The following is a 23816-nucleotide window of genomic DNA, read 5'->3' on the forward strand; positions in this document are numbered from 1 at the left end:
TCTGTCTCCTCTCTCACCGCTCCTCTTTTACAGAAGAAACGGGTCTCTCGTTTTCCTTAAATAGGATCTTATTACCGCGTCATAAGTTTCCGCTATGGCGTCCTGCTGATCCAGTTCGACAGGATTTAACTGCAGGGGATCTTTCTTATTATCGTAAAACATCCGTCTCTGCGTTTCGGACGGAGACGTCCCGTTGTCAACGACATAGGTGATATCCTTCGTTCTGATTCCGCGCCAGCCGAACGCCTTGTTGTTTAATCCCAGCTTCCGGTACTCTTCCACCAGTTCAGGCATGCCCGGTATCATACAGAGAAAAGCGTGTTCCGGTTCCTCTTTCATGGAGTCCCCACGGGCCAGGGACGCAAAGCTTTTTCCCTGAACCGTATCTGGAACGGCCACCTCCAGCAGTTCCAGAAGTGTTGGCATGTGGTCCTGGCTGGCGATCAGGGCGTCGCTGTGCCCCTTTACAACCTGTGGCCCCCTGATATAGAGAGGAATCCTGATGGACTCGTCGTACCAGATGTTCTTTCCCATCAGGCCATGAGAACCCATACAGTCCCCGTGATCGGCCGACAGCACTACGATCGTGTCCTCTGTCAGGCCTTCCCGGTCCAGATACTCCATGATCCGGCCAAAATTATCATCCAGTCCTTCTATGGCTCCGTAGTACTCTCCGAACTTCTTCCGGAACGCCTCGTCGGTTCTCAGTTCTTCCGGGACGTTTCCACGGAATACGAGTTCTTTTCCCCGGTAACGGTCCGCATATTTTTCCGGAAGCAGATCATAGGGAGGATGGGGCGGATTCCAGGAAAGGAACAGGCAGAATGGCTTTTCCTTATTCCGGCCGTCCAGATAATCCAGCGCAATATCCGTCTCATGCTCCGGAGACCATTTGGCGCCCTCTTCCTTTTTCGGTTCATCCTTCCAGTAATGGGGCGACAGATGTTTATCCATCGCTCCGTAGGAATACCAATAATCAAAGTGATGACGCCGTTCTCCCGGAGGAGTGAAGGCATCCCAGTTCACCGCACCGGATTCCGGATTCTCGTGAAAGTTCATCTCGCTCGCGTCGAGATGGTATTTGCCCACATAGGCAGTCTCGTAACCATTTTCATGAAGGACATCGGAAATGGTTACCTCCTGCGGCTTTAACATGACGGTCTCATCCAGGCCAATCTTACAGTTGGTCCACATTCCGCAGCAGTACGGATATTTTCCCGTCAGCAGAGACGCGCGGTGGGGCGAGCACAGCGGGTACGTGCTGACTGCGTGGTCAAACGCTATGCTCTCCCCGGCAAAACGGTCCATATGAGGCGTACTCACATGGTCCTCTCCCGCCGCCCCAATGGCCTGGGCGCGCCATTGGTCGGCGAAGATGTATAACAGGTTTTTCTTTTTCATCTAACGGTCTTCTCCCAGGAAAGTATCATATGCTTTCTGATTGATTTCCAGCGCGCGGTCGATGCCTCTGGCCTTCAATTCTTTGATAAAGGTATCATACTCAGAATCGAAATCATTGACACCGAGAATCCAAGACTGGAACTTTTCATCGACATAAGGCTTGATGCTTGCCATAATGTTCTTATACTCGGTCTCATCATCAGAGGTATACTTTAACGCCATTTTTCCATCCAGGTAAGGCGGAAGAGAATCGTCAAACCACTCATCATGGCCATTGTACAGCTTATTCGCCTCGATTCCGTCTTCCTTCATGGTCGCATACTCGTAGTCTCCATCCTGGCACATGCCGATCCGGTACTGGGCGCCGATGGAACGAAGATATCCAATTGGTGTCAGTTCGGACTGAAGTACCGTGTCGGTAAAGTGTTTGCTGCCATCCGCATCTCTTGTAAAGGTATCTCCCTCGATTCCCCAGTTCATTAAGTCGCTTCCTTCTTCTGTGAAGAAGTAATCCATAAATTTAATCACGGTTACAGGATCCTTGCACTGGGAGGAAATTCCCCAGCCCACACCCGGATATCTGGATACACGTTCCTTTACAACACCGTTCTGATCCGCAGGCGGTGCGATGGCTACCATCTGGAAGCCTGGAATGGTCTCCTGAAGCGTGGAGTTATAGTTTGCCGTACTCACCCAGTCATGGGTACAGCCGCCGAGATCGCCGCCCAGCAGGGTATCTCTGGAGGAAGCGCCTCTTGTGAAGATTTCAGGATCAATCAGTCCTTCCTGGTACCATTTGATCATGTTGGAAACGCCTGTCTTGAAGTTCTCTTCCAGCGGTTCGTATTTCATCTTTCCGTCTCTCGGATAGAATTCAAGGCTGGTATCCCAAAGATACAGATACTCATCCGGCTGCTTCCAGCCGGCGCGGTCGAACAGCGGAATCTCGTCCTTTAATCCGTTTCCGTTGGGATCCTCGTTGCGGAACGCATACAGCACATCGTGGAGTTCATCGACGGTGGTCGGCGCCTTTAAGTTTAATTTATCCAGCCAGTCCTGTCTGATCCACCAGAACTCGGCAGCCTTGAGCTCCTGATTTTTCGGAATCTGGTAGATATTGCCGTCCAGAGAGTATGCCGTCTGGCGGAATCTGGCGTCCTCGTCCAGCACCTTCTGGATATTCGGCGCATGTTCCTTGATCAGATCGTTTAACGGAATCATTCCGCCGTCGCGTCCCAGCTTCTCCAGGGAGGAAGCGTCTACGTAGCCGATGATATCGGCCAGATTGCCGGAGCTCATCATCAGGTTAAACGCCTCTTCTTCGTTGGAATTGGAAAGGGAAATGGTTCCCTTCAGACTGATATTCGTTCTCTTCGCAGCTTCCTGCCATACCTGCCAGTTCGAGTCGAACGGCATGTTATTGAAATTTAAAAATACGGTAAATTCTTTTGGTTCCTTGCTCACGAGGCTGCCTTCCAGCGTTTCCTCTGTCTGGGCCTGGCTGGCGCCAGACTCCCCTTTTGCCGCCTCTGTGCCGCTTGTCTCGCTCTTTGCAGAACAGCCCGCCAGTGTGCCGGTAAGCATTACTGCCGCCATTGCCGCCGCCATAAGTCTTCTTTTTCTCATTTTTGAAATACCTCCTTTTTGTTGTAACTGCTATGATAAGTTAACCCTTCACTCCTCCAACGGTGACGCCGGTCTTAAAGTATTTCTGTACAAACGGAAATACGATCAGCATCGGTACAATGGCTATGATTATCATAGCATAAATTACCGTGGTTGGAGAACTTAATGAATTCTGTGTTACGATTGCCGCCTCCGAAGCGTTGGCCACCCGGTCTACGATCATCTTCTTTAACAATACCTGAAGGGGCGCCTTCCTGTCGTCATTTAACAGCTGCATGGCCCAGAAGTAACTGTTCCAGCGGTTGATCGCGTAAAACAGTCCCACCGTAGCCAGCGCGGGCTTGGAGAGCGGTAAATAAATCTTGAAAAATGTAATAATATGGTTGGCTCCATCGATAAACGCCGCTTCCTCCAGTGCCTCGGGAAGCTGTTCGAAGAAACTCTTCATAATAATCAAGTTGTATGTGTTGATCGCAAACCCAAGGATAATGGCCGTTCTGGTATTTAACAGGCTGAAATCCTTGAAGGTTAAGTACATGGGGATAATTCCCGCGTTAAACCACATGGTGAATATGGTAAATAAGGTGAAGAACTTGCGGAAGACCAGCTTCTTTTTACTGAGGGCGTAGGCCATGGTCGTCGTAAAGAGCATATTTACCACAACGCCGGCAACCGTGTAAAAAATAGTGTTTCCGTAGGCCAGCCAGATGCCGCTCTTCTTGATGGCTTCCTTATAGCTTGCCAATGTAAAATGCCTGATGGCAAACATGACATCGCCGTTCTCCACGTAATACGGCTGACTGAGCGATGCGATCAGCACGTAATAGATCGGATAGAGCACAACCAGGCTGATTACAATTCCAAGGATCGCCATGCCTGCATTAAATACCTTTTCGCCTGTTCCAATTACCTGTCCCTGATGGATTTTTTTATTTTTCATCTCGCGCCTCCTTACCAAAGTGCCGTATCGGAAAGCTTACGGCTTAACCGGTTGGCCAACGTGACAAGTACCAGGGCGACAATTGCCTCAAACATACCGACCGCCGTAGCGAGACCGTAGTTCCCATTTTCAAATCCCAGGCGGTAGGAATAGGTAGCAATAATATCCGCTTTGGCAAATGTAGATGGCTGATACAGAAGGAGGATGGCCTCATATCCTACTTTTACCATCTTTCCGATATTTAACACCAACATGGTGACAATCGTCGGAAGAATCGCCGGAACGGTAATATTCTTAATCTTCTGCCATTTTCCGGCTCCGTCCACAGTGGCCGCTTCATATAACTGCGGATCGATTCCCATGATGGCCGCAATAAAGACGAGCGCATTGAAGCCTGCGTTCTGCCACAGGGTCATGATCGTGTAGATTCCTCTGAAATACTGAGGCTGTACCATAAAGTAGACCGGCTCCATTCCCAGCTTTTCCAGAATCATGTTGACGATACCGGTACTGGGAGAAAGAAAGTTGACCACGATACCACAGACAACGACGACCGATACGAAGTGCGGAAGGAGTGTTGTCATCTGCGTCATCTTGCTGACAAACTTGTTCTTCATCTCCGTAACCGCGACCGCCAGGATAATCGGTATCGGGAAACAGACGACCAGCTGCCAGAAAGAAATCATCAGTGTATTTTTCAAAACCCTCAGAAAATCTCTTCCTGTTAAAAAGGTAATGAAATTGTCCAGTCCCACAAAGGTGCTTCCCGAGATTCCTTTAAAGATGTTGTAATCGTAAAAGGCAATCGCCAGACCGGCCATAGGCTTGTAGGCAAACGCCAGGAACCACAGCACCCCCGGAAGCAGAAGAAGATATAAATCCCAGTTCTTTCTGACTGAGTGCAGGCAGGATTCTTTATTTTTGTTGCCGCCCTGTTGCTTAAACATTTGTAACTCCCCTCTCATATTCAATTAATTTTACAAAGCTCATTCCCGCTTCTGATATCCACTTTAAACCCGTTCATCCGGAAAAGTAAATCACTGTTTTTCAGGTCATCTGCAATAGGATTGCTTTTTTATATTCATTTTTCAACTCATCACCAATTCACCCGATTCGCGCCATATGATTGATTTTTACAGCTCATTCCCTTATACTCGGATTACATGTTTTTAAATAAGTAAACAAATGGGGGTATACACAATGCAGCAAAAAAATATTTTAATCATCATCTGCGATCAACTTTCCGCCACGGCATTAAGTGCCTACGGCAATACATATTCTTCCACGCCGAATCTCGATGGTCTGGCGGCCCGGAGCGCCGTCATGGAGTATGCCTATACTTCCTGTCCGCTCTGTCAGCCGGCCCGGGCCTCATTCTGGACCTCGCGCTATCCGCACCAGACCGGCGTACTCTCCAACCTGCCCGATCAAGGCTTTCCAGCGGTCTCCAACGATATTCCGACGCTGGGAGAACTGTTTTCCCATGCCGGTTATGATTGTGTGCATTTTGGCAAGACTCATGATTATGGGGCACTTAGAGGCTTTAAGGTCATCGAATCCGAGGAAATCCATATCCCGCGGACGAATCCGGCCATCAAATTCGATTATGAGACGTATCTTGATATCGACACAACGGAAAAGTCCGTCCAGTACCTGTCTTCCCGGCCGGAAGGGCCGTTTCTCATGGTCTCTGACCTGCAGAATCCGCACAACATCTGCGCCTACATTGGCGAACACAGCGAAGGATACGGCGATTTCCCGCTGGAGCGGGAGCTTCCTCCTCTGCCGGAAAACTTTGATTTCGACGATATTGCCAACCGGCCGGAATTCATCCAGTATCTCTGCTGCGCACACAGAAGGCAGCGCCAGGCCAGCGGCTGGAAGGAAGATGATTTCCGCCACTACCTTTACGCCTATTATTACTACCTGTCCATGGTGGACAAACAGATTGGCCAGATTCTCGAAGCGCTTTTAAAAAGCGGTGCCGCGGATCAGACTATGGTCGTTTTTCTGGCCGATCACGGTGAAGGGATGGCGTCTCACCACCTTGTGACAAAGTACGGCACTTTTTACGAGGAGACGAACCGGGTACCTCTCTTTTTCGCGCTTCCGGGTGGGAATCAAGCGTCCCGCATCGGCGGCGTAACCTCTCTTCTGGATCTGGTTCCCACGCTTTTGGATTATACAGAACTCCCCTGTCCTGACGGACTGGAAGGGATATCCCTTATGCCTCAGATCACGGGAGTAAAAACGCATTCCGACCGGACCGCCGCAGTGGCGGAATGGTACGATGAATTCCGCGATTATACCGTTCCCGGGCGCATGATCTGCGACGAGGATTATAAGTATATCTGTTATCTGGAGCCGGACAGCGAGGAGCTTTATGACATGAGAAATGACAGATATGAAAAAACCAACCTGGCAGGTAAACCGGAGTACTCCCCGATTCTGGAAAAGTACCGTTCCCTGCTTAAACATCATCTGGAAAAGAGCGATGATCCTTTCTTCACCCTAAAGACGGCAGGCACCGGGAGCTACCGCCGCCATCCGCTGGGATTTGAGCATCATCAGGGTCTCAGCGCCGTGGAGAAATACGCCCTGGAGATTAAACGAAAGTAGATGGTCTGACGTTATGTTTTCATCTGGTATCTATAAAAACCGTTTGTATAAAATCCTGATTTCTACCGGTACCATAGTGATAGTCCTGCTTGCAGTGCTGTCAGGCAGCTACCTTCACCTGCAGCAGAAAAGCAGCTATATCCACAACTTATCAAATTCCACGGCCGCGCTGGAGGCCAATTCCAACATCGCCATGAATCTGATCTCGCGGGCAGTCAATGACGTCAGCCGTGATAAGAGCATTACGAAATGGGTAAATTCATCCTCCGCCAACGATTTCTATTTCAATTCCATAACCGCCTTAAAGCAGCTGCGAATCATCACCACGGACTCTTCCATGCTCAATTATGAGCTGGCTGTGACGACGGTAGGTCCGCTGGAATTTGACGGAGAATCGTACGGTATGGTCCTGGACCAGTCGGGGACCGTGGACAGGGATAAATTTTTAAGACACGTAAAGGGGCTGTCAAAAGAAGAAATGGAGTCCATGGATCAGCATTTTTCCGCTTCCAACCGACCCTTTTGCCTGCCTCATTATGAGAATGACCGCCTAAAATCCGTTTACTATATCGTAAAGGATTACCGGCATTCTTCCAGCCTTCTGTGTTTTGTCACGATTCCGATCGAGACGCTTACAGGCTCTGCCAGGCCAGGCCAGTTTCTGCTTTACAGTGACGACCGGCTGCTGGCGGTCAGCCATCGGGAAGCCGATATGGATGAAGTTTTTTCAAATATGATGAGTATGGGTATGGAGGCAGCCGATTCCGGAATCGGACAGCAGGAATTCTTCAAGCTTGGAAAGGAGTACGTATTTCCTACAAGCCTGCCTGCCATTGGATGGGAAATTGCCTATGTCTATGACAGCTACATGCTGGGTTCCGGCCAGATTGTATTCTTTCTTTTGATTCTGGTCACGGCAGCCTGCATTTTCACCTTTTTAATCGCGCTGCTGGTGGAGGCGCTCTATAAGCCAATCCGGGAAGTCGTGGAAGATTCCATGGATTCCCCTGAGGCTGGTAAACCCATCGATGAATTTAAGATTTTACGGCAGAATTCGGAAAAAATAAAATCCTTAAGCAAGACACTGATGGAGGCCATGGACGAAAATGAACGCCTCGCCTCCCAGCAGCAATACCGCCGTCTGCTCTTCGCACCCCAGCCGGGAGGCCTGGCAGAATGCGGAGAAGAGCCGGAAGAGGATTACAGCGTGGTAGTAGTGGAGTTCCAGCCTGTAAATGAGGGTTCCTCCCCCAGCTGTATCGTTATTTTAAAGCAGTATGTCCATGAGTTTACCATGAACGTACCTGACATGATATTCGTGGACCTGGATTCCACACGGTGCGCCATGATCGTGAAAAGCGGTAACACAGACGAGATTCTCCTGCAGCTCTACGAGCTCCTCCGCTATCTGACACAGAAGCCCGAGGATGAGACGATCAACCAGTGGATTGCCTTAAGCAATCCCAGAAACGGCTTAAACCGGATCTGGCTGGCCTATCAGGAGACGCTGCGCATCCTGGAATACAAGCACGTATACGGCCATACCAATATCCTGACCTTCGAACAGATCCGTTCCGTGGACGCGGTCACGTATTCCTACCCGCTCTCCATGGAGAACCGGATGGTCCACTGTATCGTGGAAGGCAAAGAGGAGGCGCTCCAAATCTTCGATCAGCTGATCCGTACGAACCTGGTAGAGAAAACGCTGTCGATCGAGTCGATTCAGAGCTTCGTCTATGTCCTGATCGGTACACTGGGCCGTGTCTTCCAGGAACTGAAGACATCGCCGGAAGCACTTTTAAAAGAAGATATTAATTTTATGTATCTGTATGAACACTGGAGTGATTCGGTCACCATTACCACCTTAAGACACGCAATTCAGGACATTCTGACCGCGGTGAGCTGCCGGGGCGAAAACAACGATGAGAAGCTTCTGAATGAGATGATCCGTTATATCCACACGAATTACACCGACGATATCATGTTAAACGACATGGCGGACCAGTTCAACATCTCCCCCAAGTACTGCGGAATCCTGTTCAAACAGCTGAGCGGCCAAAACTTCAAAGACTACTTAAACCGCTATCGAATCGAAAAAGCCAAAGAACTCCTCCAGAAGGAACATGGTATTAAAATCGCAGAATTAAGCCTGATGGTCGGTTTCAACAGCGCAAACAGTTTCATCCGCGTATTTGGAAAATACACCGGAGTTACCCCTAAGGCCTACATGGAATCCTTAAAAAGTTCCAGTATTAGCTGATAAAACATGCAAAATCCATTACCTGAAAGCGAAGGCGGCTATGGAAATGGCGCCGGTCTGCGTATCGTATACCAACTTATCCGTTGCAGCGATCATATGCTGGTTGCTGTAATCGGTGTCCGTGAAGATGACGAAGTCTATGAGCTAGAGCGTATACTGAAACATGATTTACAAACAAAAAGAAACGGCAGGCACCTGCCGTTTCTTTTTGTTTGTATAACTGTCTGCATCTTATAGAAAATTTCCCAAAATCTTTAATTTCCAGCCGCATAATAAGCATCAATCCCATCCGCGATTCCCTTTGCGATCTTCGCGCGATACTCATCGGTGGCCATCTTTTTATCTTCCTCTGCATTGCTCATAAATCCCATCTCCACAATGGTAACCGGGATTTTGCACCAGTTGATTCCGCTCATGGTATCGGTCTCCTGGACTCCGCGGTTTTTAAAGCCTGTGGTGTCACAGATGCCCTTTACCACTGCCTTGGACAGTGCAGAGCTCTTGCTGTATAAGCTTCCATTATAAGGGTTCTTCGATGTCTGGCACATGGTCAGGGCGCCATGAACACTGGTATCGTTTAAAGAGTTGGCATGAACGCGCACAAAAATATCCGCACCGCTCTTGTTGGCCATCTCGGCCCGCTCTGCGTTGCTGATATTCACGTCATCAGTTTCCCGGATCATATAAACCTGATAGCCCCGGCTAAGCAGTTCTTCCTTAAGCTTCAAGGAGACCGCAAGCGTCAGCTTGTATTCGGGTATCCCCGTCGCATTTCCCTGCGTTCCGGAGGCAACCTTGGCCTTCTTATCCGATGCCCCCGGCCCTATCGGTTCTTTTTCTGAATTGCCCTTCGCCTGGTGTCCCGGATCGATGGCAATGATCTTGCCGGAACCGGAGCCTGTGACTGCAGGAGCCGTTGTCTCCGGTTCCGGAGCCGGCTGTTCCTTTGACACAAAGCTGGAGGATATGTAACACTCCTGATCCTGATAGATGACACGGCTCCAGCTGTCGCTGTATCCGGTCCGTTTCAAAGCAGTTCCCCTGGAAACCGTAGTGATCACCGCACCGCCCGTTCCCGCGCTCTTTCTGATATTAACCTGACTGCCGGTTACGTATACGGTTTCATCCACCACCGTAAAGGCGGGAGCCGTCTCCGTAGTCACAGCGGCCTCGTGGGCGCTTGTCCCCGCCTGGCCCCCCGGCTTCTCTGTCCCGTTTTTTCCATTCCCGGTCTCATTCTCAATAGAAACCGCTGCCGTCTCTTCTCCATTTTCCAGTGTGATATCACCGGAAGCCTCTTCCAGCGTCGGCACCTCGACCGGTTCATACTTCCTGCCGCATCCGGCCAGTGTCAGGAGGCACACAAGCGCGGTTACGATATAAATTCCGGTTCTTCTCTTCTTATTCACAGTATCGTACCTCCTCCGGCAACGTAAGTATCTGTATAAAACACGACGGCCTGCCCCGGTGTAATCGCCCTCTGAGGCTCATCAAACCGGCATTCTACCAGATCCTCGCCCACTTCCCGGATGGTGCAGGGGGCGCCTTTGTGGCTGTAGCGGATCTTTGCGTTTACGCGCATCTCACCGCCGTGAAGTCCGTCGACCGCCATCCAGTTCAGGCGGTTACAGCGGAGCGTATCGGAAAAGACATCATTCGAATTTCCAATGACGACTTCGTTCGTCTCCGGCCTTATTTCCGTGACAAAGACGGGATGGCCCATGGACAGGTTTAATCCCTTCCGCTGGCCAACCGTGTAGTGGGTGATTCCTTCATGCTGTCCCAGAACATTGCCATCCAGGTCCACAAAGTTGCCTCTCGGCAGCTCTTTTCCCGTGTTTTCTTCAATAAATTTGGCATAATCGTGATCGGGGATAAAACAGATTTCCTGGCTGTCCGGCTTATGGGCGACCTTTAAATTGATCCGGTCCGCGATTTCACGAATCTGATCCTTAGAATAGGCGCCAACCGGCATCAGCGTATGAGCCAGCTGGTACTGCGTCAGATTATAGAGTGCGTACGTCTGGTCTTTCGCCGCCGTAACGGACATTCTCAGTGCGTACCGCCCGTTTTCCAGCTGCTCAATTCTGGCATAGTGACCTGTGGCGATATAGTCCGCTCCGATATCCAGGCTCCGTTTTAACAGCGATTCCCATTTGACATACCGGTTGCAGGCGATACATGGATTCGGGGTGCGGCCGTTCCTGTATTCATCCACAAAATAGTCTATTACATTTTCTCTGAATTCCTCTTTGAAATTCATCACATAATATGGAATCCCCAAATCCCAGGCCACGCGGCGGGCGTCGTCCACCGCGCTTAAGCCGCAGCAACCTCCGCTCTCCTCCACGGCCTCTTTCTCTTCGTCCTGCCAGATCTGCATCGTGACGCCGATGACATCATAGCCCTGCTCCTTCAGCAGCCATGCTGCCACGGAGGAATCCACGCCGCCTGACATTCCTACTACTACTTTTGGTTTATTCATCGCTTCACATTCCGTTTCTTCTGCCGGCATCCGGTTCACCGCCGGCTTTAATATTCTTCTTCCACTTCTTCCTCACCGATATCTGACTTCGGTTTTTTCAGGCCCTGAATCTCGATTCCGTTCTTCTGGGCGTAATCCCATAAGGCAGCGTGAATGGCTTCTTCTGCCAGTAAGGAACAGTGTACCTTAACTGGCGGCAGTCCGTCAAGCGCCTCACACACCGCCTTGTTAGTTACTTCCATCGCTTCCTGGATCGATTTGCCTTTCACCATCTCGGTTGCCATGCTGCTGGTAGCCACCGCTGCGCCGCAGCCAAATGTCTTAAACTTTACATCGTTGATGATTCCGTTTTCATCAATATCGAGATAAATTCTCATGATATCGCCGCATTTCGCATTTCCTACCGTACCCATGCCGCTGGCATTCTCTATTTCTCCTACATTTCTTGGATGCTCGAAATGATCCATAACTTTTTCTGTATACATTTTTATTTTTCTCCTATATTTAGTAATATATCGACAATTTACGTAAGCCTATTACCGATTCTGACGCTTTACGAAGTCCTCATATAAAGGTGACATGCTACGCAGCTTCTCTACGATCTTTTTGATGGATTCGACCACATAATCCATCTCTTCCATGGTATTATCGGAATTCAGCGTCAGTCTTAAGGATCCGTGAGCAATCTCATGAGGCAGGCCGATGGCCAGCAGCACATGGGATGGGTCCAAAGATCCCGACGTACAGGCAGAACCGCTGGAACCGCAGATTCCATCCATATCCAGCATGATGAGTAAGGATTCTCCCTCGATAAACTGGAAGGCAAAGTTCACATTGTTGGACAGCCGGTTGGTTCTGTGACCGTTGATTCTCACATAGGGAACCTCCGCCATCACGCGTTTCATCAAATAATCGCGCAGCTCAGACTCTTTCTTCGTGCGCTCTTCCAATGTGTTCATGGCGATCTCTACGGCCTTTCCAAAGCCAACGATCCCCGGAACGTTCTCGGTGCCGCCGCGGCGCTTCCGCTCCTGGGCGCCTCCATGCATAAAGGAACGCGTCTTGATTCCGGTACGGATATATAAAAATCCGATTCCCTTGGGGCCGTTTAACTTGTGGCCGCTGGCGCTCATCATATCAATATGATACTCATCTACATTGATCGGAACGTGGCCGAAGGCCTGAACCGCGTCTGTGTGGAAGATAATTCCGTGCTCTTTCGCGATCTCACCGATCTCCTTCACCGGTTCTATCGTTCCGATTTCGTTGTTGGCAAACATAATGGAAATCAGGATGGTGGTGGGGCGGATTGCCTTCTTCAGTTCATCGATTTTGATGACACCATTCTCATCTACGTCTAAATATGTCACCTCAAAACCGCGCTTCTCCAGATATTCGCATGTGTGAAGAACTGCATGGTGTTCAATTTTACTGGTAATAATGTGATTTCCCTTCGCCTGGTAAGCCTCAGCCGTCGCGGCCAGTGCCCAGTTATCGGACTCAGTGCCTCCCGCTGTAAAGTAAATCTCATTGGTTTTTGCTCCAATGGCATCTGCAATCGTCTCTCTGGAACGGTTGATCGCCTTCTTGGATTCGTTGGAAAACTCGTACACGGAAGATGGATTGCCATAAAATTCCGTAAAATACGGCATCATCGCATCCACAACCTCCGGCCGTGTCTTTGTCGTCGCTGCATTGTCAAGATAAATAAATCGTTTCATAATTGTTAGTTCCGCCTTTCTGTAGTCCTAAAGTTAAAAGCTTCATCTACATTTTCTATTATACACAGATTTCCTATAATTTCAATAGGAATAGTTATCGTTTTTGTTACAGTTGGGTCTTCCTTCGTTACCATTCATGGCCCGGTCTGGCCTGCGCTGTCCGGTCTGGTCCTGCCGGTTGACGCGGCCTTTCCGGTGACTTTGCAGGGTATTAGCAATTCTTAACGCGCAGAGTTTTTCGTTCAGGGGAAATCCCCACCTGTTTGAGCGCCAGCGAGTTTGGGGATTTCCCCTGGTTTTTAGAAAAATTCTGCACGTTTAGAAGTGCTTATCCCCGAAACCGGAACCGGAAAGGCCGCGTCAACCGGCAGGGCCAGACCGGACAGCGCAGGCCAGACCGGGCCGTGAATGGTAACCTTCTTTCTGAAAGCTAAGTGAAAAATGTCATGAAGGGGGCTCATTAGAAATATATTATAATAATTCCCATATCATGGAGTTTTCATGAAGGATTCTTTAAAGATTTCCCAAAAACTTTCGCCAAGAAAATATGCCCTGTTTACGGGCACTCTCCTCCTTACTTCTACAGGGCTCATTACCCGCGTGCTGGGGTTCTTTTACCGAATCTTTCTTTCCAGAACCATCGGTGCGGAGGGACTGGGGCTCTACAACATGGTCCATCCGGTATTCGGCATCTGCTTTGCCCTGTGCGCAGGGTCCATCCAGACGGCCATCTCCCAGTCCGTTGCCGCCAATGTAAGGAAAGGCCGTTCCATCTTCCGGACCGGCCTCGTCATTTCCATGTCAACTTCTTTTGTCCTGGCCTGGCTCATCATCCGGTTCCAGGATTTTCTGGCCGGCAGCATCCTGATGGAACCGCGCTGTGCACCGCTTCTCACCTACATAGCCGTCTCCGTACCCTGCGCCGCCATCCATGCCTGCATCAACGGTTACTATTATGGTATGCAGCGTACCCGGGTTCCGGCATTCGCTCAGGTAATTGAACAGTCTGTCCGCATCGGTGCCGTGTTTCTGATTGCGGATATTATGCTGGAAGCCGGGATCGAGATCACCGTCCAGCTGGCTGTGGCCGGCCATCTGATCGGGGAGATCGCCTCCACCCTCTATACCGTCGCGGCCTGTCAGTTTTTCCCGCCGAAACTGCCGGATGGCACCTACGCGAAAGATACGGATTCCGACGGCCGTCGTTTTTCGGCCGCGGCCGATTCCTTCCGCCGAACCGCACCCGCACTCATGACCCTGGCGCTGCCGCTTATGGGCAACCGCCTCCTCCTGAATATTCTTTCAAGTGCGGAGGCGATCTGGATTCCCGGTTCCTTAAACCGGTTCGGCTTATCAAGCTCCGAGGCCTTCAGTATTTACGGCGTCCTTACGGGAATGGCGCTGCCATTTATCCTGTTCCCCTCCACGATCTTCAATTCGCTGGCCGTCCTGCTGCTTCCCACGGTAGCCGAGGCCCAGTCGGAAGGAAACGAACGGCGGATCGCAGGTACTATCTCCATGTCCCTGCGCTACTGCCTGTACGTGGGAATCCTGTGCATCGGAATCTTCACCCTGTTTGGCAACGATCTGGGCGTCAGTGTCTTTAAGGATGAAAATGCCGGATCCTTCATCATGACCCTGGCATGGCTCTGTCCCTTCCTTTATCTGGTCACCACCATGGGAAGTATCTTAAACGGCCTTGGAAAAACCTCCACCACGTTTATTCAGAACGTGACGGCTCTTTTCGTCCGACTGGCCTTCGTGCTGTTTGGCATCCCGAAATTCGGAATCATGGCGTACCTGATCGGTATGCTGGCCAGCGAGCTGCTTCTGGCCCTGATGCACATCTTCTCCCTGAAAAAGCAGGTCTCCTTCTCCTGGAATGCATGGGATATGATTGTGAAACCAGCCCTTCTCATGGTGATGGCGATCGGAATCTACTATGCGGCAAGCTCCGTCTGCGATCCGTTCGCGGCGCTTCCGCTGTTTATCAAAACCGGCTTCCACATCCTGATTTTGTCCCTCTGCTATCTTCTGCTTCTGGCCGGAGCCCATTTCTTTAAGAGGGAAATTCAGGCGGAGTAAACAGAGTATAACTAAAGAGTCCGGCCCGCCGGACTCTCGCGCCGGAGCGCGGTCGCTTCAGCGGCCATATTTCCTAAGCGCGGAGTGCGCATCCCTCGGAGGTTTTTTGTTTCATAGGATGAACTTTCCTGTGAAACAAAAAAGGCGGTTACTTCCACGAGCATTCCATCTCCTGGAGTAACCGCCTCTTTTCATCTACTCATCTACTCATCTTTTAACCTTCCCACGCTCTCACATTCCCGGGCCAATCGACGTAATCATCCCGGTTCCGGCGCCACTGCTGCTTCCCGGTGCAGTCGAAGAGCCAGGCCCTGCCGTGGAATTCGTGTTCTGCGTTCCCGCGGAGGGCGTCAGCGGCGACGGCTCCACGATCGGAATATTATCATTTCCGCCTGGCACCGAAGGGCCGGAGGGCGCTGAGGTGTTCTGAGTATTCGAGGAATTCGAGCCGTTCTGTCCCGTGGGCGTGTTTTCAGGTGACGGCACCGATGCCGCTGCCTTAGTCTCGCTCTCCGTCTTTGAGCTGCTTAAATACTTCTTATATATATAAGCGTCCCCGCCCTTATAGGAGATCCGCATCCAGCCGTTGGCCGACTGGCCCGTAACACTGACCTTCTGGCCGGTCCCAAAGCTGGTAAGAACGTCGGACTTCGTCGTATAGCTGGCCCGCACATGGACAGGCTGAGTCACATACATGGTCTTCTGAACCGCGGTTACGGTGTAGACCGGCATAGCCTCTGTCTCTCCGGGCTTCGACTCCTGAGACGGAGCAGATGTTTCCGCCTCGGGCGATGTCTCCGTTTCGGAGGACGGTTCGGGATCCGTCTCATTCTCTATCTTTATCGCATCGGTCTGCGCTTCCGTCGTCACACTCTCACTGGCCGCGCCTTCCTGTGTACTCTTTGTGTCTCCTCCGTTCAAGACAGACGAGCAGGATGTGATCATCACAGCCGTTGTCATTGCCAGGATAATTCCCGGATACTTTTTCATGTCGGTCACCTCCGCCTGATTTTCATCCTGGTTCAATACCAGATGCTCTCAGTATATCATCCCGGCCGACGGTGTGCAACATCCGGCGGGCCATCTTATTCTGCATCTTGTTCTGCATCTTGTTCTGCATCTTATTCTGCATATTATCTTACATCTTGTTTTTCACCTTATTTTGCAGTACGGTGCCAAATTATGAAAAATACAGCGCCAAGCGCGCACATTCCTGCCCCGCAGAACATAGCGGCCGGAAGGGCGGCCTGGGCCGCCGCGCCGAACAGCAGATTGGTGGCGATTCCCGTTCCCTCCGCCAAGACTGCGTAGATACTTAAAACGGTGGCACGGTCTGCCGCCTTAATATGACGGTTCTGTATCTCCGTCTGAAGCGGCACGAAAAGGCTGGCCGACAGGCGAAGCAGCACGACGCCTCCCACCGCAAGCACACCGCTTCCGGTCAGGGCCAGTATCACACAGGCGACGGAGGCTGCACAAAATAAAAGAAGGGCAAACCGTTTCATACCGATTTTCCCCGTAAATCCGGCCGAGCAGACTCCGGCCATTCCGCTTACGGTTACAAGGATATAGATATATCCCATATTAGCCGGTGCTATCCCGCACGCCTCGTATTTCAGCTGGTTTAAAAACACCGTGATGGTCTGGTTCGTCTCCGCCAGAAATGCCATGCCCACCAGAAGGAGCAGGAAGCGTTTATCACTCACCACTTCCTTCAAACACGTCAGGAACCGGCCTTTCACCGGCTTTCTGTCCTCTTTTTCCTTTACTTCCTTTAGCCCGAAGGCCAGCGCCGCCGCAGCTGCATACGTCAGTACGGTCAAAAATCCGGCCAGCCGGTAATCATCGCCGATAGCGACAGAAAAGATCAGAGCCGCAGCCAGCAGGCCTGCGGTATTTAAAAGGTTATACACGCCGAACACCTGGTGGCTCTCCCCCTCGCGGCATGACAGGTACAGCAGGCTCACGTCACAGCCCGACATTCCCGCCATCACAACGCTCAGCATCACCCGTTCCAGAAGAAATCCGCCGAAACCGTCAGCCTTCCAGAACACCACCTTAGATACCACATAGATCAGGGAACTGATCACCAGAGTGTTCTTATATCCGATCCTGTCGGCCACTACGCCCCACGGCATCTCCAGGGCGATGCACAGGGCAAGCGATATGCTCTCAATTAAAGTTATTTCAAACACGGTAACTCCCGCCGCCTGCCGATAGAGCGTGGCGATCGGTCCGTAAAATACCATTCCCTGCAGGAGGGAAATCCCATACATCAGATAGATATTTCTTTTTATCTTCATACTTTCTGCTCCATTTTCATCGATTTCACAAATTTCATAACCCGGCGCCCGTTTTACGATACGCAAAATAAGCCCTGTGATCTACAGTGCCAAAACGCATGGTAATTCTGAAATTGTTGTTTTCTACGTGGGATTGTATGGATTAAAAAAAGAATGGGTTTTCATAAAGGACCTCCGTGGCAGGCCGTTCCTTCTGAATGATGATAAAACGGCTGCTGCAGGATAATTATTATCAGCCTGCGCTTTTTTAGTATACCATATTTTTTAGATGCTGTAAAGGAACAGACCTCAGACAAAAAAGAGGATACGGAAAACCATAACGCTTTCCATACTATCTCTTTTGTCTGATCCGTTTCGAGTAACAGCTCCTCACGACAGCTCTTCAAAATATGCTTCAATATATTTCATGGCTCCGCCCACTGCCGCGGCTTCCATGCCGTAGCGGCTGTTCTTTAAATAAACCGTGTCCTGCTCGAACATATTATAGCCGGCCATTTTCTGGCTTAAGTCAATCATATACGGTTTTAAATACTGGCCGATATATCCTCCCAGTATGATGTCGCAGTCAAAGGCCATCCGTAGATTCGTCACCGATATTGCCAGATAGCTTAAATAGGAATCCCATATATCCCGTATGGCATCGTCGCCGTCTTCCAGCTTCTGGAAAAACAGCTCCAGGCTGTCATCCGTGTGATCCGACAGCACTCTGGCCGAGCAGTACGCATCCATACAGCCCTTTTTTCCGCAGTAACACGTTTTTCCTTCCGGTTCTATGACCATATGGCCGAATTCCGCACTCTTAAAATTGTCCCCCGCATAGATTTCCCTGTTCACGTAAATTGCACCGCCTACGGAGTTGCTCAAGGACAGATAAACCGCGTCACGGTCCCGGTGGACAAATTCCGCCAGCGCCGCGCTGTTGGCGTCATTTTCAAAGGATACCGGATACCGGATAAACTGGCTGACCACCTGAAATTTCACGTTGTCCAGGTGCAGTACGTGGGATCGGACAATCAGTTCCCGGCTCTGGTCGATTACTCCCGGTATGGAGATGCCGACTCCCAGGATCTTATCCGGCGCGGCGCCCATGTCTTCCAGGAAACAATCCAGCTCCTCCGCCAATGCCTTATAGTAATCGAACGAATTTTCAAAATTCTTCTTGATGCGTCTCTTCCCCGTTATGGCTCCCTTTAAATCCAGCGCGACCATGCTGATGTGGTTTAACGTAATATCCAGCCCCACCGCCATTTTCCATGTGGCTGTGATAGAAAGGGTCTTTGCCTTTCGGCCTCCAGTAGACTCATACTCTCCGATCTCCCCGACAATTCCGGCTTCCGTCAGTTCTTTCACATTCTGTAAGACCGTAGGCATACTGATCCCCAGCTCCGCAGCGATCTCCGGTTTGGACGTGCTGCCTTTATAACGAATAAATTTTGCAATCTTGATTTTATTCAGCTTCTTCTTTTCTATCATGGAATCGTCTCCGATAATCTTCTTTTATGAATCGTTTTATATAAGTATTATACAAGAGGGGGCAGGGAAAGGCAAGGCAAAATACCGCGGCCGGACTTTCCGCAAAAAGTCCGGCCGCGGTATTACATACATACTTTTTTTGATCTGTCTTACTCTAATGCAAACATCGCCATTGCATTCAAAACATCTACTTCCATCGCATCGATCGCCGCATTGGCTAACTCATGGAAATACTTCACGTTTTTCTCCTCCAGAAGCTTCTGCACGCCTTTTACGCCGGCGTTGGACATGTAGGAGAAGTAGTTGATTTTCCGGATTCCGCAGCGGATGGCTTTCTGGGTATCTTCCACGCTGATTCCGGAACCGCCGTGCATGACGAGCGGAACACCGGTCAGCTCTCTGATTTTCACAATGCGGTCAAAATCCAGTTTTGGCTGGGCGGCATAGAAGCCGTGTACAGTTCCCACTGATGCGGCCAGCGCATCAATGCCCGTTTCTTTCACATATTTTGCGGCCAGTTCCGGATCCGTATAGGCGCCGCCCACGAATTCCTTTCCCTCATGGCCGGTCACGATCCCGATCTCCGCTTCCACGTTGGCGCCGTATTCCTGAGCCATGGCAACGGTCTCTCTTGTCATGCGGACATTTTCCTCGTATGGCCTGGAGGAGCCGTCATACATGACCGCTGAGAAGCCCAGATCCAGGGCTTTTTTTACATAGTCCAGGTCCTCGCCGTGATCCAGCATCACACAGACCGGCACGGTCGATTCCTTCGCCATGCGGATCATGATCGGCCCGATCACGCGAAGCGCCATCTCCGGCTCATGAAGCTGGGCGTGCTGGATGATGACCGGCTCCTTCCGTTTTTCCGCGGCCCGGATAACGGCCATTAAAATCTCCAGATTGGGCGTATCGAACGCGCCCACACAGCAGCCTCGCGTCTGGACAGCTGCAAGTACCTCATTCATATTTACTAACATTCAGCCAGCTCCTTACTTTTCTTCATACAGTTCAATGATCGCGTCATCCCAGATGACAAAGGCCAGCCGTACTCCCGGACCCGCGTCGACCGGTCCGAAGATGACCCGGTCCGCCTGCTTCGCATAGCCGTCCAAATCATCTACCCGGTAAGCCACATGCGGCTGCTTGGAAAGGATCTCCGGAAACGGCGTCCCCTCCTCAAACTTTAAGTATTCGATCTTAAAATCATAGTCGTCCACATTGCTTACCCAGAACTTCATGGCCTCATTGTAAACCATTCCCTCTTTCCTGTTCAGCACAGGGATTCCAATATGCATATATTCTGCCGCCATAGGGACCTCCTCCTATTTTTTCAGGTATGGGGTATTGCACGGTGCGTTCCAGTAGCGAAGCAGCTCGTCATCCATTCTTGCCATAAACATCTGGAATCCGCCCTGCTCCTGCACGGTCAGCAGCTCGCCTACGTAGTTTGCCACGATCTCGATGTTCTTCTCTTTTAAATAGGAAACACATTTCCGGTAAATGATAAACAGCTCCATCAGCGTGGTGGCGCCAGTGCCATTTAAAATCAGCATGATTTTCTCGCCCGACTTGATATCCAGATCGGAAATCAGGCCATCCAGCATAATTTTAGCCGTCTCATCGGCACATTTTAAAGGCTGGCGTCCACCGCCTCCCTCTCCGTGCTGTCCCATGCCGATCTCCATCTCATCCTCTCCTAAATCGGCCAGAAGACTTCCCGTTGCCGGGTGAGTCGCTCCTGTCACGGCCACAGCGAGAGTCGCCATATTATCTGCAAAACGCTGTGCGATCTTTGCAACCTCTTCCAGGCTCTTTCCTTCCGCGGCCGCGGCGCCTGCTATCTTATAGGTAGGAATACATCCCACCAGGCCCCGTCTGTCGTCTGCGTTGGATCTCGGTGCGTTGGCAATATCCTCCTGAGTCACCACCTTAACCACATGCAGGCCTTCCTTAGCGCACCGCTTCATGGTCAGGTTGCCGGTCAGCATGTCGCCGGCGTGGTTGAGAACGATATAGAGAACGCCCTTTCCCTTATCCGCCATCCGGATCGCATCCACACATGCCTGCGGTCCCGGTGCAGCGAAGACATCTCCCACCACAGAGATATCCACCATTCCTTCTCCGACAAATCCGCTGATCGCCGGCTCATGTCCCGATCCGCCCTGTGTCACGATCGTTACACGGTCCGCATCCGGAAGCTTCCTGTTTATGACCATGCGCTGGTCTCCCAGCTCCACCAGCTCCTTATGGGCTTCTGCAAATCCTTCCAGCAATTCAGGTGTCAAATTTTCCGGATCATTGATAAATTTTTTCATTCTCATCATTCATTTCTCCTGTTCTAAGAATTATCGTTCCGCTTCCATCAGACCGTCATACAATCCCCTGAAAAACAGCGACGTGCTGACTGCCCCCGCATCCGGAGTTCCTATGGTCTGCTCCTTGTAGCTCCTGGCCCTTCCATACTTTGATAAGTACTGCTCGCTGTCTTTGGCGCCCTGCTCCGCCGCATCTGCCGCCGCTTTTAAGATATCCGGGATTCCTCCCTCCACGTCTCTAGCCGCCAAAACCGCCGGAATCAGGGCATCCATCATCGTCTTGTCCCCGGTCCGTGCCGTCGTAATGTCCTCCATAGCGGCCAGGCATCCTTCCAGCATGGCCTTCAGCCCCTCGCTGTCGATGGCGTCGCTGCCTGACAGCGGATCTGACAGCCCTCCGATCATCGTTCCGTAGAGGGGTCCGGCGCTTCCGCCCCCAATCTCCATCGTATCGTCTCCCAGGGACTGGAGAAATTCCTCAATATCGTCGTCCTCCCATGTGTCCAGGTTTTTGGTGATGAGTCCGGCGATCTTGCCGATGGTGACTCCGTGATCCCCATCTCCGAAGCGTGAATCAATCTCGCTTAAGCGGTCCTTATTCGCGCACCAGAGCCGGGCTACACCACGAAGCATGCTGGTTATCTCAGGCTTTGAAAGTAACATATGTAACCTCCTTTCTCTTGTTTTTATCGTTTGTCATAAATAAAGACTATCATTTTCACATATTATTGTCAATAAACGGATTTTATTTTGTTATTTTTTAACAGTTTTGCACAAAAATATGGTGCGTAAATGGCTTTAAAGGCCTTAACACACCATATCTCAGTTACATATGTAACTCATTATTCAGTTCTGCCGCCGCACTCACCACATTTTTCGGTGCGACTACATTGTTGACATATCCGGTCCTTAAGACACCCGCTAAGGCTTTCGGCTTCGTATTGGCCGAACAGATTCCCACCACATAGCGGACCCGGCGCAGAAGTTCCAGGGGAATCTGGATAGCATAGTCCGTGTCCGAGCGGATCACCCGCCCTTCCTCCGTCACAAAATAATTCAGTATCCGCCCCACCGCCTTCTGCTTCACCAGCAGGCTGCCATACCTCGCTTCCGACGCGAAGTCGGGCACCGATGGAAAATTCCCGATATTGACCAGGGCTACGTCAAGGCGCTCCCATGCCTGATAGATTTTATGATAATTCTCCAGGGCCATGGTCAGCTTCAGTTCCTGTTCGGAAAGCGCACAGGCCGGCGTATAGATAAATTCCGGCTCGGCTTCGCTGTGCTCGGCAATCACCCGCACCAGCTCGTTGGAATGGTAGTTTTTCAGCCCTACGCCGCCGTTTCCGATCAACGGGCAGATGTGGCCTCCAATTCTGACCGGTCCCTGATTCCGCTCAATCCTGGCCGTCAGATCGCCGATGATATGGCCCCAGCCGATTCCCAGCCTGTCCTGTTTCAGCCCGGCAAGCAGCTTTAAAGCCGCGTTCGCCACCGCGTTGTTGGTCGCTAAATCATTGGGACCGTTTTCCACCACGGCCCCGCCCTGGATTCCAAAGCAATCCTGGAGACGGTCCAGCCACGGATCTCCCTGCCCCGGCCCTTCCGCCTCCCCCGGCGCTGCAATTGTGATTTTTACAATCCCCTCCTCCTTCGCCTCCTTTAAAAGCTTGCTGACCATGGGACGGGAAATTCCGTAAATCCCCGCGATCTCATTCTGAGTCCGGTCCTTCTCATAATACAGCCTGGCCACATCCACCAGGCGCTCTGTCCTGCTGTCTCGATCCCTCATATCCGTGCTTCTTAAGAACGCCTGCCGTCAGGCCGACCGCAGACCGCTCTTCGCGCTCCTTCCATATCATTTCGGCCGCAGGCAGGCGGCCTTTACTCTGCTTCTATTATAACCGTCCGTGGAGTATCTGTCCATGAAGAGTCGGGAAGGTTTTATTCCTGCTGCATGTTCCGGTTACGGTTCCGCTATCCATCGGCACGGATCTGTGCTAAAATGTACGGATAATAAAAAACAGGCGTGAATCGGCGCAATCATTTTACAGGAGGGAATCACTATGATAAGACTGGTATTACCAACGGAAGACTACGAGGAACAGGTTCTGGATTACAAAGCATCATTTGAAAGAGACGGTGACAGCCTGGATGGAACCGCAGGATTACTGAATTTCCGCACCTTTAAAGAGTGGTACGAGGCACTCCTGGACAATTCCTGTGAGGCAACGGTGAGAGAAGGCCTTGTTCCCGCCACGACATTTCTGGCTGTCGATGAAAACGACAGGCTGGTCGGAATGTTGGACCTCCGCCACCGCCTGAATGACGCCCTGGAAAAATGCGGCGGCCATATCGGGTACAGCGTAAGGAAAGACGAGCGGAGAAAGGGGTATGCCACCCAGATGCTGTCCCTGGCCTTAGAGGAATGCAGGAAAATGCATATCATGCGTGTTTTAATCACCTGTAATAAGCTAAACTTCGCCTCGGCCAGAACGATAATGAACAACGGCGGGGTTCTGGAAGATGAGATCAGGACGGCTGAAAGGATTACACAGAGGTACTGGATTACCCTTTCTTAAAGG

20 protein-coding genes are annotated in these 23816 nt (G+C 50.9%); 4 read left to right on the top strand and 16 right to left on the bottom strand.

Going from position 1 to position 23816, the window contains the following annotated elements:
- Nucleotides 1-27: 27 nt before the first annotated feature.
- The 4 genes from H8S75_RS15440 to H8S75_RS15455 are packed head-to-tail and all read right to left on the bottom strand — an operon-like array spanning nucleotide 28 to nucleotide 4914.
- The gene (locus H8S75_RS15440) at nucleotides 28-1401 is read right to left on the bottom strand and encodes a sulfatase family protein (RefSeq protein ID WP_187022395.1); all 1374 of its coding nucleotides are present in this window, start codon (nucleotides 1399-1401) and stop codon (nucleotides 28-30) included.
- Nucleotides 1402-3027: an extracellular solute-binding protein gene (locus tag H8S75_RS15445; RefSeq protein ID WP_187022396.1), complete on the bottom strand. Its 1626-nt coding sequence runs from the start codon at nucleotides 3025-3027 to the stop codon at nucleotides 1402-1404.
- A 40-nt stretch (nucleotides 3028-3067) separates the two neighbouring features.
- A complete protein-coding gene (locus H8S75_RS15450; RefSeq protein ID WP_110321584.1) occupies nucleotides 3068-3967 on the bottom strand; it encodes a carbohydrate ABC transporter permease in 900 nt (299 codons plus the stop codon).
- Nucleotides 3968-3978: 11 nt separating this feature from the next.
- Nucleotides 3979-4914: an ABC transporter permease gene (locus tag H8S75_RS15455; protein WP_002601170.1), complete on the bottom strand. Its 936-nt coding sequence runs from the start codon at nucleotides 4912-4914 to the stop codon at nucleotides 3979-3981.
- Nucleotides 4915-5167: 253 nt separating this feature from the next.
- Here H8S75_RS15455 and H8S75_RS15460 point away from each other — a divergent pair, with 253 nt between their 5' ends.
- Both H8S75_RS15460 and H8S75_RS15465 read left to right on the top strand, forming a co-directional pair.
- Complete coding sequence (locus H8S75_RS15460) at nucleotides 5168-6586, top strand: sulfatase family protein (protein ID WP_243270283.1); 1419 nt, start codon at nucleotides 5168-5170, stop codon at nucleotides 6584-6586.
- A 13-nt stretch (nucleotides 6587-6599) separates the two neighbouring features.
- Nucleotides 6600-8846, top strand: coding sequence for a helix-turn-helix transcriptional regulator (locus H8S75_RS15465; RefSeq protein ID WP_187022398.1), 2247 nt, complete (start codon nucleotides 6600-6602; stop codon nucleotides 8844-8846).
- A gap of 254 nt (nucleotides 8847-9100) precedes the next feature.
- Here H8S75_RS15465 and H8S75_RS15470 read toward each other — a convergent pair whose 3' ends face one another.
- The 4 genes from H8S75_RS15470 to nifS are packed head-to-tail and all read right to left on the bottom strand — an operon-like array spanning nucleotide 9101 to nucleotide 13052.
- Nucleotides 9101-10255 carry an N-acetylmuramoyl-L-alanine amidase family protein gene (locus H8S75_RS15470; RefSeq protein WP_187022399.1) on the bottom strand — a complete coding sequence of 385 codons (1155 nt, stop codon included), beginning with the start codon at nucleotides 10253-10255 and terminating at the stop codon, nucleotides 9101-9103.
- Nucleotides 10252-11331, bottom strand: coding sequence for a tRNA 2-thiouridine(34) synthase MnmA (gene mnmA, locus H8S75_RS15475; protein ID WP_187022507.1), 1080 nt, complete (start codon nucleotides 11329-11331; stop codon nucleotides 10252-10254). Before mnmA ends, H8S75_RS15470 begins: the two co-directional genes overlap by 4 nt.
- A gap of 47 nt (nucleotides 11332-11378) precedes the next feature.
- Nucleotides 11379-11816, bottom strand: a complete 438-nt coding sequence (gene nifU, locus H8S75_RS15480) for a Fe-S cluster assembly scaffold protein NifU (RefSeq protein WP_002601175.1) — start codon at nucleotides 11814-11816, stop codon at nucleotides 11379-11381.
- A 51-nt stretch (nucleotides 11817-11867) separates the two neighbouring features.
- Nucleotides 11868-13052: a cysteine desulfurase NifS gene (gene nifS / locus H8S75_RS15485; RefSeq protein WP_187022400.1), complete on the bottom strand. Its 1185-nt coding sequence runs from the start codon at nucleotides 13050-13052 to the stop codon at nucleotides 11868-11870.
- Between the two features lie 501 nt (nucleotides 13053-13553).
- On the opposite strand from nifS, the gene H8S75_RS15490 reads away from it, so the two are divergent.
- The gene (locus H8S75_RS15490; protein WP_187022401.1) at nucleotides 13554-15137 is read left to right on the top strand and encodes a putative polysaccharide biosynthesis protein; all 1584 of its coding nucleotides are present in this window, start codon (nucleotides 13554-13556) and stop codon (nucleotides 15135-15137) included.
- A 231-nt stretch (nucleotides 15138-15368) separates the two neighbouring features.
- On the opposite strand, the gene H8S75_RS15495 is transcribed toward H8S75_RS15490, so the two are convergent.
- From H8S75_RS15495 to H8S75_RS15530, 8 genes are all read right to left on the bottom strand, one after another.
- The gene (locus H8S75_RS15495) at nucleotides 15369-16127 is read right to left on the bottom strand and encodes an SH3 domain-containing protein (protein ID WP_187022402.1); all 759 of its coding nucleotides are present in this window, start codon (nucleotides 16125-16127) and stop codon (nucleotides 15369-15371) included.
- A gap of 167 nt (nucleotides 16128-16294) precedes the next feature.
- Nucleotides 16295-17440: an MFS transporter gene (locus tag H8S75_RS15500; RefSeq protein WP_187022403.1), complete on the bottom strand. Its 1146-nt coding sequence runs from the start codon at nucleotides 17438-17440 to the stop codon at nucleotides 16295-16297.
- A gap of 369 nt (nucleotides 17441-17809) precedes the next feature.
- Nucleotides 17810-18913, bottom strand: a complete 1104-nt coding sequence (locus H8S75_RS15505; RefSeq protein ID WP_187022404.1) for an ROK family transcriptional regulator — start codon at nucleotides 18911-18913, stop codon at nucleotides 17810-17812.
- 149 nt (nucleotides 18914-19062) lie between these two features.
- Entirely contained in the window at nucleotides 19063-19893 is an 831-nt protein-coding gene (locus tag H8S75_RS15510; protein ID WP_187022405.1) for a class II fructose-bisphosphate aldolase, read from the bottom strand.
- Nucleotides 19894-19905: 12 nt separating this feature from the next.
- Nucleotides 19906-20226, bottom strand: coding sequence for a VOC family protein (locus H8S75_RS15515; protein ID WP_187022406.1), 321 nt, complete (start codon nucleotides 20224-20226; stop codon nucleotides 19906-19908).
- A gap of 12 nt (nucleotides 20227-20238) precedes the next feature.
- Nucleotides 20239-21237 (bottom strand): dihydroxyacetone kinase subunit DhaK, encoded by a 999-nt coding sequence (locus H8S75_RS15520; protein ID WP_187022508.1) that lies wholly within the window; start codon nucleotides 21235-21237, stop codon nucleotides 20239-20241.
- A 24-nt stretch (nucleotides 21238-21261) separates the two neighbouring features.
- Nucleotides 21262-21894, bottom strand: coding sequence for a dihydroxyacetone kinase subunit L (locus H8S75_RS15525; RefSeq protein ID WP_187022407.1), 633 nt, complete (start codon nucleotides 21892-21894; stop codon nucleotides 21262-21264).
- 163 nt (nucleotides 21895-22057) lie between these two features.
- Entirely contained in the window at nucleotides 22058-23023 is a 966-nt protein-coding gene (locus tag H8S75_RS15530) for a sugar-binding domain-containing protein (protein ID WP_187022408.1), read from the bottom strand.
- Between the two features lie 274 nt (nucleotides 23024-23297).
- Between H8S75_RS15530 and H8S75_RS15535 the strand changes: the two genes are divergently transcribed.
- Complete coding sequence (locus H8S75_RS15535; RefSeq protein WP_187022409.1) at nucleotides 23298-23813, top strand: GNAT family N-acetyltransferase; 516 nt, start codon at nucleotides 23298-23300, stop codon at nucleotides 23811-23813.
- Nucleotides 23814-23816: the final 3 nt, after the last annotated feature.

Source organism: Hungatella hominis (assembly GCF_014288005.1).
GTDB classification, from domain to species: domain Bacteria; phylum Bacillota; class Clostridia; order Lachnospirales; family Lachnospiraceae; genus Hungatella; species Hungatella effluvii.